Below are 16749 nucleotides of genomic sequence, written 5' to 3' on the forward strand. Positions count from 1 at the left end.
CTGGGAGTCGCTCTTTAAGTTGTTCTATTAGCCTCAGCTAATTCTTAGAACTGCATTGCTATGATTTCATCGATTTTTGTTGTTGCTGTTGGATCAGCCGCAATAAGCCGGTTATAAACGGCTTGATCTTGTACCGTATTGCTCTTTATCAGTGAAGCTAAGTACCAGCGTGCAATTTCCTGATTAGTAGCATCTGAATAATCTTCGGTTAAGCCACTATGCAGCGTAGCTGTTGCCGCTGAAAGTTGTTTAGACAAGTACTGTATCTTGCCAGCGTTCAACGCTATCCCTGGAGTAACGGTGAGTGAGCGTCCTTTTAATTCCTCAGCAGATAGAGTTTTCATATATTCTATATCCATCAGAACATGGCTGTACGCTTGGAGTCCGATAGTAAGGCTTGGTTGCATATTACCAGCTCGCAGGGTTACATCCGGAGTTTGTGTGTAAGCTGCTTGAGCCAGATCGTAGGAGCGACTGATAATAGTGCCATACCAATCTACCTCCCAGAGGTTATTACTGTTTATTATATCTGCATAATTATCATTGAAACCAAGTTTTAAGGTAGCCTTGGCTGCCTCGGGGTCTCCTGATATCATCTGAATTTTACCGATATTTAATGCAATGTTAGGCGTAATCGAGAAAGGACGTCCCTGCATTTGTTCAGTCGGGAGTGTCTTTAAATGTTCCACGCCAGCAACGACATGGTTATAGGCGTCAAGTGCTGTTTTGAAGTATTCCTTCTGCTTCACTTCGTCCTTTTGAACAAAAGCTTCATGACCTAAAGCATAGGAACGGCTAATCAAATCCTCATACCATTGAATATCCCAATTGAACTTATCCGTATTATCTCGGAATATCTCATAAGCTTTGTCACTTTGACCCTTCAAATCATAATTGCTAACCAATTGTTTTAAGAGATTTTTGTTATACGGTTCATCCTCTAATGCTCTTGTCAGCACACTTTCAGCTTCAGTAAGGAACTGTTCATCCTTGTTTTGGCTAAATACCTGCTGGTCCAGAGACGATAGATAAATGGCGGCTTCAGGATGGTTAGGACGGGTCTTCAATACTTCCATCAAGGGTGCCTTGATCTCTTCATAAGATTGACTTACTGGAAGCAACTGTTTGGCCTTAACAGCGGAATTGCTCGATCCGATGTAAGTAATCGACAGGAACAGTATGAATACAGTACAGGCTGCAAGTACACCTAAATACCCCAGGCGAACTCCGGCTTTATTCCAACCTTTGCGTAAAGGCTTGCTTTCCATGACAGCCGCCATTCCGGCGAGGCCCAGGAAAACCAATATACCCATAAACGCGTAGCTCATATTGAAATCCAGTAAACTATGAACAAGAATAGATAAGGCGATGATGAGATAAAAGAAGCCATTCTGATATTCATCCTTGTCCCGCTTGATGTAAGCACGAATGTATTTATAGAAAATATATAGAATGAAACTCATAAATACGATAAATCCCAAAATCCCAACTTCAACTAAATACTGAAGGAAGAAGTTATGAACTTGGCGGCTGGTATACGGATTGTTCTGATAATGCTCATAGAGTGAGGACCAACCGCCGCCCCCTGCTCCCAGAACAGGATAATCCTTTACAACCTTCAGTGCATCTTTGTAGAAAGTAAATCGTTCTAATACGCTGTGCTGTTTGAAATTGATATTTTCTAAGCGTGTTTCCATGTTGGCTGGTAAGATCGCCCGGGCACTAGTGCCCACGAACAGAAAAGCTACCAATCCTATCAAAACAACAGAACCGAGTGGAATCCATAGTCCTGTTAATTTGCGGGATTCCCAACTGCCAAGTTTCTTTTCCAGCCAAGGTGCAGCATAACGCTGAATAACCCAGCCCAGACCGGCCACAATCAGTGAGGCTCCCAATAAGAAACCCCAGCCCTTAAATGCAGCAGAAGAGGTGAATTTGGTATTCAGCTCTATTCCTAGAGTAGTTATTGGATTTGTAATTAGAAGAGACGTAATACCTGCGATAGCGAGATGCACAATCCATAGGATTTGCTGTGCCGGCTTCAGGAATAACAACAGCAGTATAAATACCACTGGGAGTAACACGAGTCCACCACGGGATAACGTTAATAAAATCGATACTATAATAGGTACAAGCATAAAACCATGTGTAAGTGTTCCGTACCATTTACGAGAGCGAATCAGTGCGAAAACAGCAACAAACAGAAAAGCCATTAGAAAAGCGGCATATGTATTCGCATATTGAAAGATGGAAGTGAGCCTTAAACCATTAGAGTCGGTCATCACAGCGTCCAAATACTTGCCATTCTGCACAGTATTAGAGAACCAACCCACCAAACCGCCAGCCAGCCTCCATGATCCAAGCCAATTCAGGAGTCCGAAGCCTACTATGAAATAAGCTATAGCAAGCAGAGCATTTTGAATGACAACATTTAGTTGCTTTTGCTTAAAGAGATATAACGTTATAATGAAAACTGCTGCATACATACTCTGAATGAACAGCATATCCATCGCCATATAGCGCGATACAGCGACAAAAAGTGATAAGGCATAGGTGACCGGAAGCAAAAGTGCGGCTACTGCCAGTACATCACGCTGCTCTAAAAGCTGGAACTTCTTATAATACAAGCCGATCCATACTAGCAACATCAGAGCACCAAGCATTGCTGACACATATAAAGGTTTCTCGAAGTCTATCAACAGTCCATTAAACAATCCTACCTGAAACGGGGTCCATAATAAAAATAGAATAAAAGCGATAACCAGAGCCCATATAGCACTAGGTATCTTTTCAACATTTCTCGACTGTAAAGCATTTTTACCGTATACTGGTTTCGACACGTTATGATCTCCTTTTTCTGTAGGTACGAGGATATTTTAGCATATGAAGGTAGAGTGAGCCAGTTCTATAAACTAAAACGAAAGAAGCGACATAAAATGTTTTTACGAACAACCTTACAAAGCATTGTTTCACATAGGTATTTGATTAAAAATTTTATGATAAAAGACTTGAAAACTAGATATGCTGGATCTGCAATAGGCTTTTTGTGGTCAGTAATTCATCCATTATCTACCCTTGCTGTATACTCTCTAGTTTACTCTTGGATGCTTAATATGAGAGTGGGTCTTGAATTTGGGACTGATAACTTTACTATTTGGCTTTTTGCTGGATTACTTCCTTGGATATTTTTTGCTGAAACTATAAGCCGCTCTACATCTATAGTGTTTGATAATGCCAACTTGATAAAAAAGACGGTTTTTCCATCTGAGGTTTTACCAGTCTCTCTTCTATTTTCTAATTTAGTAAATTTTCTGATTGGCTTTTTTATTTTGATCTGTGGGATATTTATTACGGGGGGACATATATCCATAGCCTCTTTTCTGTCTATTTTCATTTATATTATTCCTCTAATGTTGATGACTTTAGGGTTTAGCTGGTTATGTTCAAGCCTGAATGTATTTTTTAGAGATTTAGGACAAATTATTAGTGTTGTTCTTAATATTATCTTTTATGCAAGTGCTATTATATACCCACTTAATGTTATCCCCCAGCAAGCGAGGGGATGGTTTTTTTGGAATCCGTTAATTCATGTTATACAGGGTATAAGACTTAGCTTATTTAAAGGTGAGATTATAGGGGATTTAGAATTAATATATTTATATTGTTTTGCAATAGTTCTATTTATGTTAGGTCAATTTATATTTCAAAAAACAAAAAAAGGATTTGTTGATGTAATATGATAAACGATTTTGCAGTTGAAATAGACAAAGTAAGTAAGACCTACAAAGTCTATGAAAAGCCTTATCATAGACTGGCAGAAATGTTTAATTTGAAGAAGTCTCATCAGGAAATTCATGCATTAAAAGATATTTCTTTTAATGTTCTTAGAGGACGCACATATGGTATTGTGGGTCCCAATGGTTCAGGGAAAAGTACATTACTGCAAATTATTACTGGGATTCTTCAACCTTCACGGGGTTCAGTAAAAGTGAAAGGAAGAATTTCTGCATTATTGGAACTAGGTGCGGGTTTTAATCCGGAGTATACAGGAATAGAAAATATTTATTTGTACGCCTCGATTTTAGGAGTGGAAAAGGTTGAGATCGATAAAAAAATTGATGACATTATTAACTTTGCTCAAATAGGAAACTTTATTAACCGTGCTGTTAAAACATATAGTAGTGGCATGTTTGTACGACTTGCTTTTGCAGTAGCTATTAATGTAGAACCGGACATCTTAATTGTTGATGAAGCATTGGCAGTAGGAGATGAAAGTTTTCAAAGAAAGTGTTTTCGTAAATTTGAGGAAATGAAAGAAAAGGGAATAACAATACTATTCGTTACTCACAGCCTTGGGTTGGTAAAGCAATTCTGTGATGAAGCAGTATTAATTTATAAAGGTGATTTAATTACTCAGGGCCATCCTAATGATGTTATAAATGTCTACACAAAACTTATAGCTGACATGGAAGAAAACATGGGACTAAAAGAGATAATAACGGATAAAGAATCAATCGGAGAAAATATCCAAAATTCAGAAACTGAAATTGCCGAAATCCAACCAGAGCAGAGTATATCTTCTGAATTTCGTTATGGAAATGGTGAAGGGAAAATAATATCCTTTAAATTACTCGGAGAAGTAGGGAACATATCGAGGATATTTAATCAAGGAGAAAAAATTACTGTAATTATGCAAATCAAGTATGGTAAATATACTCCTTCTTCTTTAGCTGCTTATACGGTTAAGACGATATCAGGAGTTGAGGTAACAGGAACTAATACTAGTTATGAAAACATTGATCTTCTTGATAGAGAACAAGGAGATGTGTTAAGTATTAAATTCACTCAAAAAATAGCTCTGAATGCGGGAGACTACGTAGTTTCGCTGGGGTTTATCGAATTAGTAAATGATAATATCATTGTAATGGATCGCAGATATGACGTACTAACATTTAAGGTAACAGAAACTAAAAAGGCTACAGGCCTTGTTGATCCAAATGTTGATGTTTCTGTTGTTGTAGAAACTACAATTGCAAACGTGGAGTGATAAAATGAGAACATTTTTCAAAGATGATAGCAAACACTCAATTAGAAATGGAATAATTGACTTCTCTGAAAGTCTACATTACTATTCTGATCTCGATCAGGAAAAAATGAAAAACATAATTGCAAGTTCACGTATTCATGGATGGAGAAAGACGATATTTGAGGAATTCTCAGATAACAAGTTTCTTTTAGACATTATTTCTGATGAATCAAGAGCGGATTGGCAGTATCTTCTCCCACTTGATCATAATTCCATTGCTTTAGATATTGGAGCTGGATGGGGCACCATATCAATACCTTTAGCAAGAAATATAAAACATGTTGTAGCTCTTGACGGAACAATTGACAGACTAGAGTTTCTAGCATTAAGAGCATTACAAGATAAAATAGAAAATATAACCGTTGTTCATGCAGATGTATTTCAGCATCCATTCAAAAAAGAGCAATTCGATATTGTATCTTTCAATGGTGTCCTTGAGTGGGTAGGTGTTGGAGATGATGCAGATCCGATGCAAAAGCAATTGGAAGCGCTGAAGATAGCCTATGGTTTATTAAAAAAAGGTGGATATCTGTATATAGGGATTGAGAATGCTCAAGGACTTAAATATTTCTTAGGAGAACCGGATGATCATACTAATATCAAATATATTAGTTATTTAGATAGGGAAGAAGCTAATAGTCTGAGTCAAAAACACAATATGCGCCCTTACAAAACCTACACGTATTCTAAAGAGGGATATCATAATCTTCTCAAAAATGCCGGATTCGATGAAATTGAATACTACTATCCTCGCCCAGATTATAAAAAGATTGAAATGCTACAAAACTTGGGAGATTCAAATGTTTCTGATTTTGTAGTGGAATCAATTCGAAATACTAAGCCTAATGATTCAATAAACGAACGTGTTAATGATTTGGAGAAAGTACTCAATGATTACGGGAATTTAGAACCCTTTCCTGCTTCATATAGTATTGTTGCTCGTAAGGAGACTGATAAATAATGATTCCGCAAATTAAGGATTATCTAGATGTAAATTGGGATAGATTTTTTGATACAAAACCTGTTAATCTTCAAATGTTACTAATTTCAAATCCACAAGGAAAAAAAATAACGCATGGCAAATGCACGTTGCTTATTTTTAAAAATAATGAATCACAGCCTTCAATAGTTAGTAAGTTCATGAGAACAAGAGATGGTGAGGTAGGAAAAATAACTCAGGAAAATCGTTTTCTTCATGTTCTGAAAGAATGTGCGATATCACCAGATCCCCTTGATCTTGTTGAGATTAATGGGAGGATCGTAGCATTCGAACAATATAGAAATGGCACCTCGTTGAAAAAAGTAATGCAGAAAAAAGTAAATAAGCTAAGTATAAGCTCCATTGATGAAATTTTAGATGATATCTCCGATGATTTTGAAAAAACAGCTGTATTATTAAAAGTACTTAATTCCCCATTAAGAGACTCAGAATGTACTAATAATTCATATTTTGACAGAGCTATAAAAGAAGTAAACGCTTTGTATGAATTATTGGATCTCTCTAACGTGCATATTAAACAAATCAATACAATAATTGAGAGTTACAATGAAAAAGAGAAATCTAGCAAATTAGTTCATTTTGATTTTACGCCATCGAATATATTAAAAGACAACAACAGTTTTTCTCTAATAGACTTTGAATTCAGTAACCTATCAAAACATGGTTTTTTAGATCCTTATCGGTATATATTTTATTACTCTTATATGTTGTACGAACTAGGTATTTGTAACTATCAGTCCTATGAAGAAAATTTCTATGATTTTTTTAAAAAAAATGAGAAATTTAACAAATTAATTGAGGGTTTTTTTAATAAAACAATTGATGGTGATAAATACTGCGATAAAATATTTTTTGAATATATGATCTTATTTCTTTTATCGAATGTTCAATTACAAATTGATGAAACCAATTTTATTGATAAGAAATTTATAGAACAGAGTAGTAATTTAATAAATTTATCTCTTAATATAATTAATAATGTGGATATAAATATCAACTCATATAATAACAGTAGTTCTTCAGAACAGTATAATGAATTAACAAGATATAAATCTGTGATTAAGGAAAAAGATAAACAGCTAGATCATAACATCTCGTATATTGCAGAGTGTCACCAAGCAATTAAAGAAAAGGATAGCCAACTTGAAAAAAATGTGGAGTATATTTCCGAATGCCATCAAGCAATTAAAGAAAAGGATAGCCAACTCGAGAAAAATATAGATTATATTTCCAAATGCCACAAAGTAATTGAGGAAAAGGACAATCAACTTAAAGACAATGTGAAGTATATCGCAGAGTGTCATCAAACAATTAAAGAAAAAGAAAATCAACTTGAAGCGAATTTGAATTATATCGCGAATTGCCATCAAGAAATTGCTATTCAGAATGATCAGTTGCATAAATTAGAACTTGAATTGCAATTCTACAAGAAATCAAGGGTACAGCAGGTACAAAATACAACCAAAAATGAACTTATAAAAATAGTGAAAAAAATTAGAAAAAGGTGAAAAAAATGCTTGAAAAGGCATGTGATGTTGTAATTCCCGTCTATAATGCAGCTTTAGAACTTGAAGAATGTATCAACTCATTATTACTTCATACTAACTTATCCAATAACAGAATTATTATTATAAATGATTGTAGCCCAGATCCACTAGTAAATAAATATTTGGGTACAATAAACCAAAGTGAACAAATCATAATTCTCCAGAATGATGAAAATCTTGGGTTCGTTGGTACGGTTAATAGAGGAATGTCATCCTCTACGAATGATATTGTTTTGTTGAATAGCGACACAATAGTAACAAAGAATTGGTTGGATAAAATAATTGAAGTTGCATACTCTGACCCATCTATAGCTACCGTCACCCCTCTCACAAATAATGGAAGCATATGCTCTATACCTCATTTCTTAGAAGATAACCCAATTCCTTTAGGTTACACTATAGACTCTTTTGCAGAATTTATTGAGAGGACCTCATTAAGAAAATATTTCGAGATTCCTACCGCAGTCGGGTTTTGTATGTTTATTAAGAGAAATGTAATTAGTGAAGTTGGTCTATTTGACCAAGAGAATTTTGGTAAAGGATACGGAGAAGAAAATGATTTTTGTTGTCGAGTTATCGAGCATGGATATAAGAATATATTAGATGATCACACTTTTATTTTTCATAAGGGTTCTATGTCTTTCCAGGGTGAGAAACTTGCACTTCTAAAAAAGAATTTAAAAACATTAAACAAAAAATATCCTTATTATGATAGAAATATACATGAATTTATAACTAGAAATCCTTTGAAAGTAATACATGAAAATATAAATTTGCGATTAAATTCTTATGTTGATTCTCATGAAACTAAGGGAAATTTATTATTTGTACTCCATAATTTCTTTGACGAAAGTTATACTCAACCCATTGGTGGGACGGAATATCATGTGAAGGATATAGTTGAGGGGCTTGATGACTTTTTTGCCTATGTATTAGTAACAAATGGGCATGAAATTGTATTGAAACAATATTTTAAAGGTAAAATGTTGTCTAAATATAATTTCCCGTTAGAGGAACCAATCACTCTACAGCATTTTCACCACAGGGAATATAGTGACATTGTCGAGAAGATAATTAATTCTTTCGAGATTAGTATTATTCATATACATCATTTAATTAGACATACGTTTGACGTTCCTTATATTGCTAGTAAATATGGAATCAAAACTATTTTCAGTCTTCATGATTATTATTTATTTTGCCCTAGAGTCAATCTTCTAGATGTTAATAATGAGTATTGTAAAGATGTGAGATCTCAAGATAAGTGTAGCTCTTGTCTTAGAGAAACATATGGATTTCATACTACCTTCATCAATAAATGGAAAGAAGAAGTAGAAAGCATGATGTCCCGTGTGGATTTATTCGTTACTCCTTCTGAATTCACAAAGACGATGTTTGAAGAAGAATTTAATTCAATTAAAGATAAACTAATAGCTATTGAGCATGGTATTTTGAGAGTGGAATTGAATAAAGTAGATCATGAATGCAATAGTAAGTCATGGAATATAGGGTTTCTTGGAGGATTATCACCAAATAAAGGCAGCGATTTAATTTATCAACTAGTTACTAAATTTCCAAAGAACAAGGTGAATTGGCATCTTATTGGAGGGTTAGGAGATCAAAAACTCAACTTGCTTAACCAGAACAATGTCCAAAAGCATGGACCCTATGCAAGAGAAAATTTAAGCGAGATAATTAAAAATATTAACTTAGATATAATATGTTTACTCTCTCCATGGCCAGAGACGTATTCGTACACACTTACGGAAGCTTGGAATCATGGAATTCCTGTTATAGTTACTCCCGTAGGTGCGCTTAAAGAAAGAGTTGAGAAGGCCGGCGGAGGATGGGTTGCTGATTCATTATCATTAGAAGATGTAATCAGTAAGTTGAACCAGGTTATTAATAATGAAACAGAGTACTTGGATATAAAGAATAGTATTAAAAGAACTAGAATAAAAACACAGTCTGAAATGATTGAACAATATCATCAATTATATGAAGGATATTCATCTCTTCAGTATGAAAGATACAATAATGGATTTGATAATCATAGTTTAATGGGCTCTCTTAAATATTATCATCCAATATCCGATTCATCCGAATCAATAGGTCAATACAATAATCATATTCAATCTTTAGAAGCTGAATTAATAGCCATGAAAGCAACGATTGGATGGAAGGTATTAACGATTTTGCGTACAAGGAATAGATTCGCTCTAAAACTAGGGAAAAAAGGTATATATATAATATTAAGATTGAAAAACAGTATGAAGAAAAGATAATTAATACTACCAGAAGAAATAGGTGTAACTAATGATATTTGGAGGAAATGAAAGACTATCAACCATAGAAGAATTGTATGACAAGAGAAACAACTCATTTGATGTAATTCGTTTCATTTTCTCCGTATTAGTTATATATTCTCACTCTTTTATTCTTTTTAGGGGACCTGGGAATGGTGGAGATATGTTTGAACTCATTACACAAAATCAATTATCTGGGGGATCTTTGGCAGTAAAAAGTTTTTTTATAGTTAGTGGTTTTTTGATCATGCAAAGTTTAGTAGGGAGCCAATCGTTAACCCATTATTTTAAAAATAGAGCACTCCGAATTTTTCCTGCTTTTTTTGTATCACTTTTCGTGATGTCTTTTATTGTTGGACCATTGATTACTAACCTTGAATGGGCTGATTATTTTTCTTCTAAGCCAAATAGTCCTTATTCTTTTGTTTTGAAAAATATATTGATGAATATTAATGGGTATGCTTGGACAATTCGTGATCTATTTAGCAATGTACCTTTTCCGAGTTCTGTTAATGGATCTCTATGGACCCTAAAACATGAGTTCGCAATGTATTTAATATTACCTATTTTGGGTTATTTCTTCTTTCTAAGATTTAAAAGTATTTTTATGCTAGCTACTGGTATCACTGTATTATTAAGTTTTTTGAATATAAAGAAGAACTATAATCCACTGAACTTGAAGGGAGATATTTACTGGGTATTAAGCAGTAGTGAATATAACTCCTTTATACAGCTTGCCCCATACTTTTTGGTGGGCTCCCTATTATATTTATATAAGAAAGAGATTTTCTTGAATTTCAAATTTTTTCTGCTCACCGTGATAATTGCTTTTTTGAGTGTAATCGCAGGGGTTATAAATTATACTTTAATATTTGTTTTACCTTACGCTTTAATATATGTAGCTGTGAATTTTAAATTTTCTAAATTCAGGAAGTACGGAGATTTCTCTTATGGAATGTATATATATGCATTTCCTATACAACAGCTTGTAGTTTATTTTTGGCATGATGATTTAAATATTACTACTTATTTTTTAGTGAATTTCTTATTAACATTTATAGTGTCTTTTCTATCTTGGCACTTAATTGAAAAAAGAGCATTGAATCTGAAGGTAGGGGGTATCAAGTTGAAAAATGAACTAGCAAAAATGTAAAATCACAGTTATAATACTATGCATCTTTTTTTCTGGTTCAAGAACTATATAATAATGTATTAATAATAATTAAAATATTTTCGATAATTATGCATCCAAAAGCGGAGAATTATGAAAATACGTTAGATTAAGCCATCTTTGAATTCTACATATTTATATTATTAAATGTCGAATATAATTATGGAGATATCTAAGGGAATATAGCAAAAGAAGTAGAATAGGAGCGGGGATTTATTTAACTTATGCTTTATATTTTTAGTTAGCTTTTTCGGCTTCTCACTTCTTAAACCGCTATTGGGCTTTTGCTTAGGATTCTATCTCCAAAAATTTTTGCGATGAAAACTAAAGGGTGCTAATAGAATGAATATTCAAGTCTTATTATCAACTTTTAATGGGCAGAGATATATTGTCGATCAAATTGAAAGTATTCTTTCACAAACTTATAAAAATGTGAAATTATTAATACGGGATGATGGTTCAAATGATAATACTGTTAAATATATTGAGAGGTATTTAGATAAATATCCAGAAAAAATATGCCTCATAAGAGGTTCCAATATTGGAGTTATTGAAAGTTTCCTACAACTTCTGAGAAATGCGGATAGTAATAGTTCATATTATGCTTTTTGTGATCAAGATGATGTATGGTTAGATCACAAGTTAGAATCTGCTATCAAAAAAATACGTGAGGCTGATGAAGGAAAACCTATATTAGTATTCTCACCTACCTACCTGACCGATTCTAATTTACAGAAAATTAAGATATGGCCAGGAAAGCTTGCTAAACCTGCATCTTTTTATAATGCTTTGATCGAGAATATAGCTGTTGGCACTACTATAACCATCAACAATTTAGCGAGAGAGTTACTTATTTCTAAACAGCCCACTATGAATAAACTTATTATGCATGATTGGTGGTCTTATTTATGTATCTCAGCGTTTGGTGAAGTTATATATGATGAAAAACCATCTGTTTTTTATCGACAACATCAAAATAATTTGATTGGTGGAAATAAAACATTAGTAGAAGTTGTATTCAGAAAGTTGAAAAGTTATAAAACAAACAAAGGAAGTAGATTATTGCATTATCAAGCATTAGAATTTCTTAAATGTTATGGGTTTGAACTGGAAGAGGAAAAAAAACGACAACTTAATTTATTTGTGGGCCCAAGAAAAACTTATATCTCACGTATTCATTATTTAAGAAGAAGTGAGTTATATAGACAAACGTTTCAAGAAAATTTACTGTTTAAAATTTTAATAATAATTGGTTATATCTAAAAGTTTAGGGGGATTAGAATGAAAGGCATAATCTTAGCAGGTGGTACAGGCTCGCGCCTCTTCCCCTTAACCAAAGTAACTAATAAACACCTTCTTCCCGTTGGTAAATATCCTATGATTTTTCACTCTGTCTTTAAGCTCAAACAAGCTGGGGTTAACGACATTCTCATCGTAACAGGGAAAGACCATATGGGTGACGTAGTTAATTTACTAGGTAGTGGTCGAGATATGGGCGTGTGTTTTACATATAAAGTTCAGGATGAAGCTGGAGGCATTGCCCAGGCACTTGATTTGGCTGAGCATTTTGTTGGTAAAGATCAAATGGTAGTTATCCTAGGGGATAATGTATTTGAAGATGATATCACTCCTTATGTTCATAACTTTCAAGAACAGAAGATTGGTGCCAAAATTCTAATTCAGGAAGTTCAAGATCCTAAGCGATTCGGAGTGCCTGAACTTCAAGGAGAACGGATTATCTCTATTGTGGAAAAACCAGAACAACCGAAATCTAATTATGCAGTAACGGGTATTTATATGTTTGATCATAAAGTATTTGATATCGTTAAAACCCTAAAGCCCTCTAATCGAGGTGAATTAGAAATCACTGATGTTAATAATGCATATATTAATCGTAATGAACTGTCATTTGATATTCTTCAAGGTTGGTGGACGGATGCAGGGACGCATTCCTCATTAGCGCGGGCTAATGAGTTATCACAGGGATTGAACTTTGGAGATGCATTCGGCAAATTAAAACTCTAAGCATAGGGAGGAACTCTATATTATGAAAGTCACTCCTCTTAAATTACAGGGTGCAAGTATACTGGAGCCAATCGTCCATGGAGATAATCGTGGCTATTTTATGGAAAGCTACAACGAACAAATCATGCACGGATTCGGTATAAATAACCACTTCATCCAAGACAACCAATCTCTTTCCGCAGAAGTTGGAGTACTTCGTGGCCTGCACTATCAGTTAAATCCCAAAGCTCAAACCAAATTAATTCGAGTACTGTCCGGTGTTATCTATGATGTTATTGTTGATATCCGTCGTAATTCGCCAACATTCGGTCAATGGGTTGGTGTTATTTTAAGCGAGTACAATAAACGACAGTTGCTTGTACCAAAAGGTTTCGCCCACGGATTCTGCACCTTAGTTCCAAACACACAAGTGTTGTATAAAGTGGACGAATATTATTCCCCTGAGAATGATCGCGGCATATTATGGAATGATCCAGCTTTAGCTATAGATTGGCCGGTTTCGACACCGATCCTTTCAGATAAAGATCAGCGTCATCCATTATTAAAGGATGCTGAACTGAACTTTGACGTATAGCAGAAGGTAATACCATTTATTGATTAAAAAGGTGGGCGTACAAATGAAACTGTTAGTTACCGGCGGAGCCGGCTTTATAGGCAGCAACTTTGTAATATACATGCTGCAGCAGCATCCGAAATACCAAATTGTTAACGTAGATGCGTTGACCTATGCAGGGAATTTAGAGAACCTGAAATCAATTGAAGACAATCCTAATTATTCTTTCGTAAAGGCTGACATAACCGATGTACAGGCGATGGATGCACTGTTCAGCCAAGGAATTGATGTAGTGGTCAACTTTGCGGCTGAATCTCATGTGGACCGGAGTATTTTAGAGCCAGAAGTGTTTGTGAAGACGAATGTGCTAGGTACGCAAGTCCTGTTGGATGCGTCGAAGAAGTATAGTGTAACAAAGTTTGTTCAAGTATCTACGGATGAGGTATATGGATCACTGGGAGCTACGGGTTTATTTACGGAAGAGACCCCACTAACTCCGAACAGTCCGTATTCTGCTAGTAAAGCGGGTGGGGATTTACTCGTACGTGCATACCATGAAACTTTTGGGCTGCCGGTTAATATCACTCGCTGCTCTAACAATTACGGTCCATACCAATTTCCTGAAAAGTTGATTCCCCTTATGATTTCCCGTGCTCTGGCGGATCAGGCCTTGCCGGTGTATGGCGATGGGATGAACATTCGGGATTGGTTATATGTTGAGGATCACTGCAGCGCTATTGACCTTGTTATTCATGAGGGTGTGAATGGTGAAGTCTATAATATCGGTGGTAACAATGAACGGACCAATGTGCATATCGTGAACACTGTTCTACAGGAACTGGGCAAACCGGATTCACTAATTACTTATGTCCAAGATCGTCCTGGTCATGATCGCCGTTACGGCATAGATCCAACCAAAATGACAACCAAGTTAGGTTGGAAACCGAAACACACCTTCGAGACAGGTATAAAAGAGACGATACAATGGTATCTGAATAATAAAGAATGGTGGACTCGCATTCAATCGGGCGAATACCAGAAATACGCTGAGCTGCAGTATGGTAGTCGTCTAGGGGACTCCTTATAATGCCAAAGATGAAGGTACTCGTTACAGGTTCAGCCGGACAGTTAGGGCAGGATGTTGTTTTACTTCTGCAACAGGAAGGCTATGAGGTGCTTGGCTGCGATCGTCAAGAGATGGATATAACCAATCTGGATCAGTGCGTAGACATTATTGGTAGATTTGCTCCTGACGCTGTTATTCATTGCGCTGCCCATACAGCGGTAGATGCGGCCGAAAACGACATAGATGCGGCGTATCTAATTAATGCTACAGGAACTCGGAACGTCGCGCTTGCTGCCGAAAAGGTAGGATCTAAGCTGGTTTATATCAGCACAGATTATGTTTTTGATGGGATGGGAACTGAAGCCTACCATGAGTATGATAACACCGATCCGAAGAGCATATACGGTAAGTCAAAACGGGCCGGGGAGATATTGGCACAAAGCCTATCATCCAGGTATTTTATCGTCCGCACCTCTTGGGTGTACGGCAAGTATGGCAACAATTTCGTAAAGACTATGCTGAAGCTTGGTCAGGAAAAACCACTGCTTCAAGTCGTAGATGACCAAAAAGGCTCGCCGACCTACACAGTAGATTTAGCACATTTCCTATTAGAGCTTATTCAAACCGAAAAATACGGTGTTTACCACGCTTCCAACAGCGGAGCCTGTACTTGGTACGAGTTTACGGGTGCTATTTTTGAAGAGGCGCAAGATATCCTTGATTTGAACTTCACAGCCAAGCTTGAGCCATGTGATACAGAGCAGTTTCCTCGCCCTGCTCCACGTCCGCGCAACTCAGTAATGGAGCATTTGTCCATTCGGACGAACGGATTTCAGGATATTCGCCATTGGCGAGAAGGTTTAAGGGATTTTTTGTTAGAGCTAAAAGATTAAAACTTAATCTGAACTCTCGAATCGTGAATAACGGTACGGGAGTTTTTTTCTCTTTTCTGTATAATAGAGCTATAAGCTGTGTTCTGTTATTGAAACTATGAATTCGAGGAATATATATGAAAAACAAAACCGTTAGTATACATATTGTCACCTATAACAGTGCAGAGGACATCATAGAATGCCTAGTTGCAGTGTTAGAGCAGGACTACCCGATAGAGCAAGTCGTAGTTGTTGATAATGCTTCTTCGGATGGATGTGCGGAGAAAGTAAAAGTTTTCTTTAATAGCAACAACTCTGGTTCCAAAGGAACCCATCTTGTCCTCATCCAAAACCAAATCAACACCGGCTTCGCCCCTGCCCACAACCAGGCCATTTCCGTTACAAATACGGACTATATTCTAGTGCTTAACCCAGACTTAACTATTAATCCTGACTATGTGTCTAGGCTTGTAGATCGCATGGAGGCTGACCCACAAATAGGCAGTGCAACAGGAAAGCTTTTACTGAAGGCAGATCATCAAATCGTAGACAGCACAGGACTGAGAATGAACAGATCTCGTAGGGCCTTTGATCGTGGAGCTGGAGAGCCCTCTGATCACTGGAGAGAGTCAGGTCCAGTATTCGGCGTATCTGGGGCAGCGGCAATGTACTCCCGGCGTATGATTAACGATATCAGTGTCGAGGGAGAGTTTTTTGACGGTGATTTCTTTGCCTATAAAGAGGACGTGGACGTGGCTTGGCGAGCGCAATTGCTAGGATGGCAGGGATTTTTTGATGGGGAAGCCGTGGGATACCATGAGCGTGGATGGAAAGCGTCAGGTCGAGATAGTAAGCCTATGTTCATTCGTCGAATTTCATATATTAATAGATATAAGATGATATATAAAAACGAGCAGCTGCGAACTTTATTCATGACGTTAATCATATCAATACCTTATGAAATGGCTGCCCACGGCTATATGTTGCTCAAGGAACCGGGATTAATCAAAGCGTGGAAATCATTTTTTGCGCAAAGTCCTGCACTTAAGAGAAAACGGAAATATATACAAGCTAGGGCAGCGGGAAAAAATCAATAAATAACAGTATCTCATCCTCACATAAT

General features: G+C 36.1%; 13 protein-coding genes. 12 read left to right on the top strand and 1 reads right to left on the bottom strand.

Annotated features, from left to right (window positions below; all coding sequences use genetic code 11):
- Window positions 1–44: 44 nt before the first annotated feature.
- Entirely contained in the window at window positions 45–2840 is a 2796-nt protein-coding gene (locus PWYN_RS14410) for an O-antigen ligase family protein (protein ID WP_036652776.1), read from the bottom strand.
- Between the two features lie 96 nt (window positions 2841–2936).
- Between PWYN_RS14410 and PWYN_RS14415 the strand changes: the two genes are divergently transcribed.
- From PWYN_RS14415 to PWYN_RS14470, 12 genes are all read left to right on the top strand, one after another.
- A complete protein-coding gene (locus tag PWYN_RS14415; protein WP_036652779.1) occupies window positions 2937–3740 on the top strand; it encodes an ABC transporter permease in 804 nt (267 codons plus the stop codon).
- Entirely contained in the window at window positions 3737–5047 is a 1311-nt protein-coding gene (locus tag PWYN_RS14420; RefSeq protein WP_052087957.1) for an ABC transporter ATP-binding protein, read from the top strand. The genes PWYN_RS14415 and PWYN_RS14420 overlap by 4 nt, the downstream gene beginning before the upstream one ends.
- 4 nt (window positions 5048–5051) lie before the next feature.
- On the top strand, window positions 5052–6047 hold the full coding sequence (locus PWYN_RS14425) for a class I SAM-dependent methyltransferase (protein ID WP_036652782.1): 996 nt from the start codon (window positions 5052–5054) through the stop codon (window positions 6045–6047).
- Window positions 6047–7594 carry a hypothetical protein gene (locus tag PWYN_RS14430; protein WP_036652785.1) on the top strand — a complete coding sequence of 516 codons (1548 nt, stop codon included), beginning with the start codon at window positions 6047–6049 and terminating at the stop codon, window positions 7592–7594. The genes PWYN_RS14425 and PWYN_RS14430 overlap by 1 nt, the downstream gene beginning before the upstream one ends.
- Window positions 7595–7599: 5 nt before the next feature.
- The gene (locus PWYN_RS14435) at window positions 7600–9918 is read left to right on the top strand and encodes a glycosyltransferase (protein ID WP_036652788.1); all 2319 of its coding nucleotides are present in this window, start codon (window positions 7600–7602) and stop codon (window positions 9916–9918) included.
- 31 nt (window positions 9919–9949) lie between these two features.
- Window positions 9950–11092, top strand: coding sequence for an acyltransferase family protein (locus tag PWYN_RS14440; RefSeq protein WP_036652790.1), 1143 nt, complete (start codon window positions 9950–9952; stop codon window positions 11090–11092).
- 360 nt (window positions 11093–11452) lie between these two features.
- A complete protein-coding gene (locus tag PWYN_RS14445) occupies window positions 11453–12373 on the top strand; it encodes a glycosyltransferase family 2 protein (protein WP_036652792.1) in 921 nt (306 codons plus the stop codon).
- Between the two features lie 18 nt (window positions 12374–12391).
- Entirely contained in the window at window positions 12392–13135 is a 744-nt protein-coding gene (locus PWYN_RS14450; protein ID WP_036652795.1) for a sugar phosphate nucleotidyltransferase, read from the top strand.
- A 22-nt stretch (window positions 13136–13157) separates the two neighbouring features.
- On the top strand, window positions 13158–13709 hold the full coding sequence (gene rfbC, locus PWYN_RS14455; RefSeq protein WP_036652799.1) for a dTDP-4-dehydrorhamnose 3,5-epimerase: 552 nt from the start codon (window positions 13158–13160) through the stop codon (window positions 13707–13709).
- 43 nt (window positions 13710–13752) lie between these two features.
- Entirely contained in the window at window positions 13753–14775 is a 1023-nt protein-coding gene (rfbB, locus tag PWYN_RS14460; protein WP_036652800.1) for a dTDP-glucose 4,6-dehydratase, read from the top strand.
- Window positions 14776–14783: 8 nt separating this feature from the next.
- Window positions 14784–15647, top strand: coding sequence for a dTDP-4-dehydrorhamnose reductase (gene rfbD / locus PWYN_RS14465; protein ID WP_036653872.1), 864 nt, complete (start codon window positions 14784–14786; stop codon window positions 15645–15647).
- 116 nt (window positions 15648–15763) lie between these two features.
- Window positions 15764–16723: a glycosyltransferase family 2 protein gene (locus tag PWYN_RS14470; protein ID WP_036652802.1), complete on the top strand. Its 960-nt coding sequence runs from the start codon at window positions 15764–15766 to the stop codon at window positions 16721–16723.
- Window positions 16724–16749: the final 26 nt, after the last annotated feature.

The sequence above is a fragment of the Paenibacillus wynnii genome, assembly GCF_000757885.1.
GTDB classification, from domain to species: domain Bacteria; phylum Bacillota; class Bacilli; order Paenibacillales; family Paenibacillaceae; genus Paenibacillus_AQ; species Paenibacillus_AQ wynnii.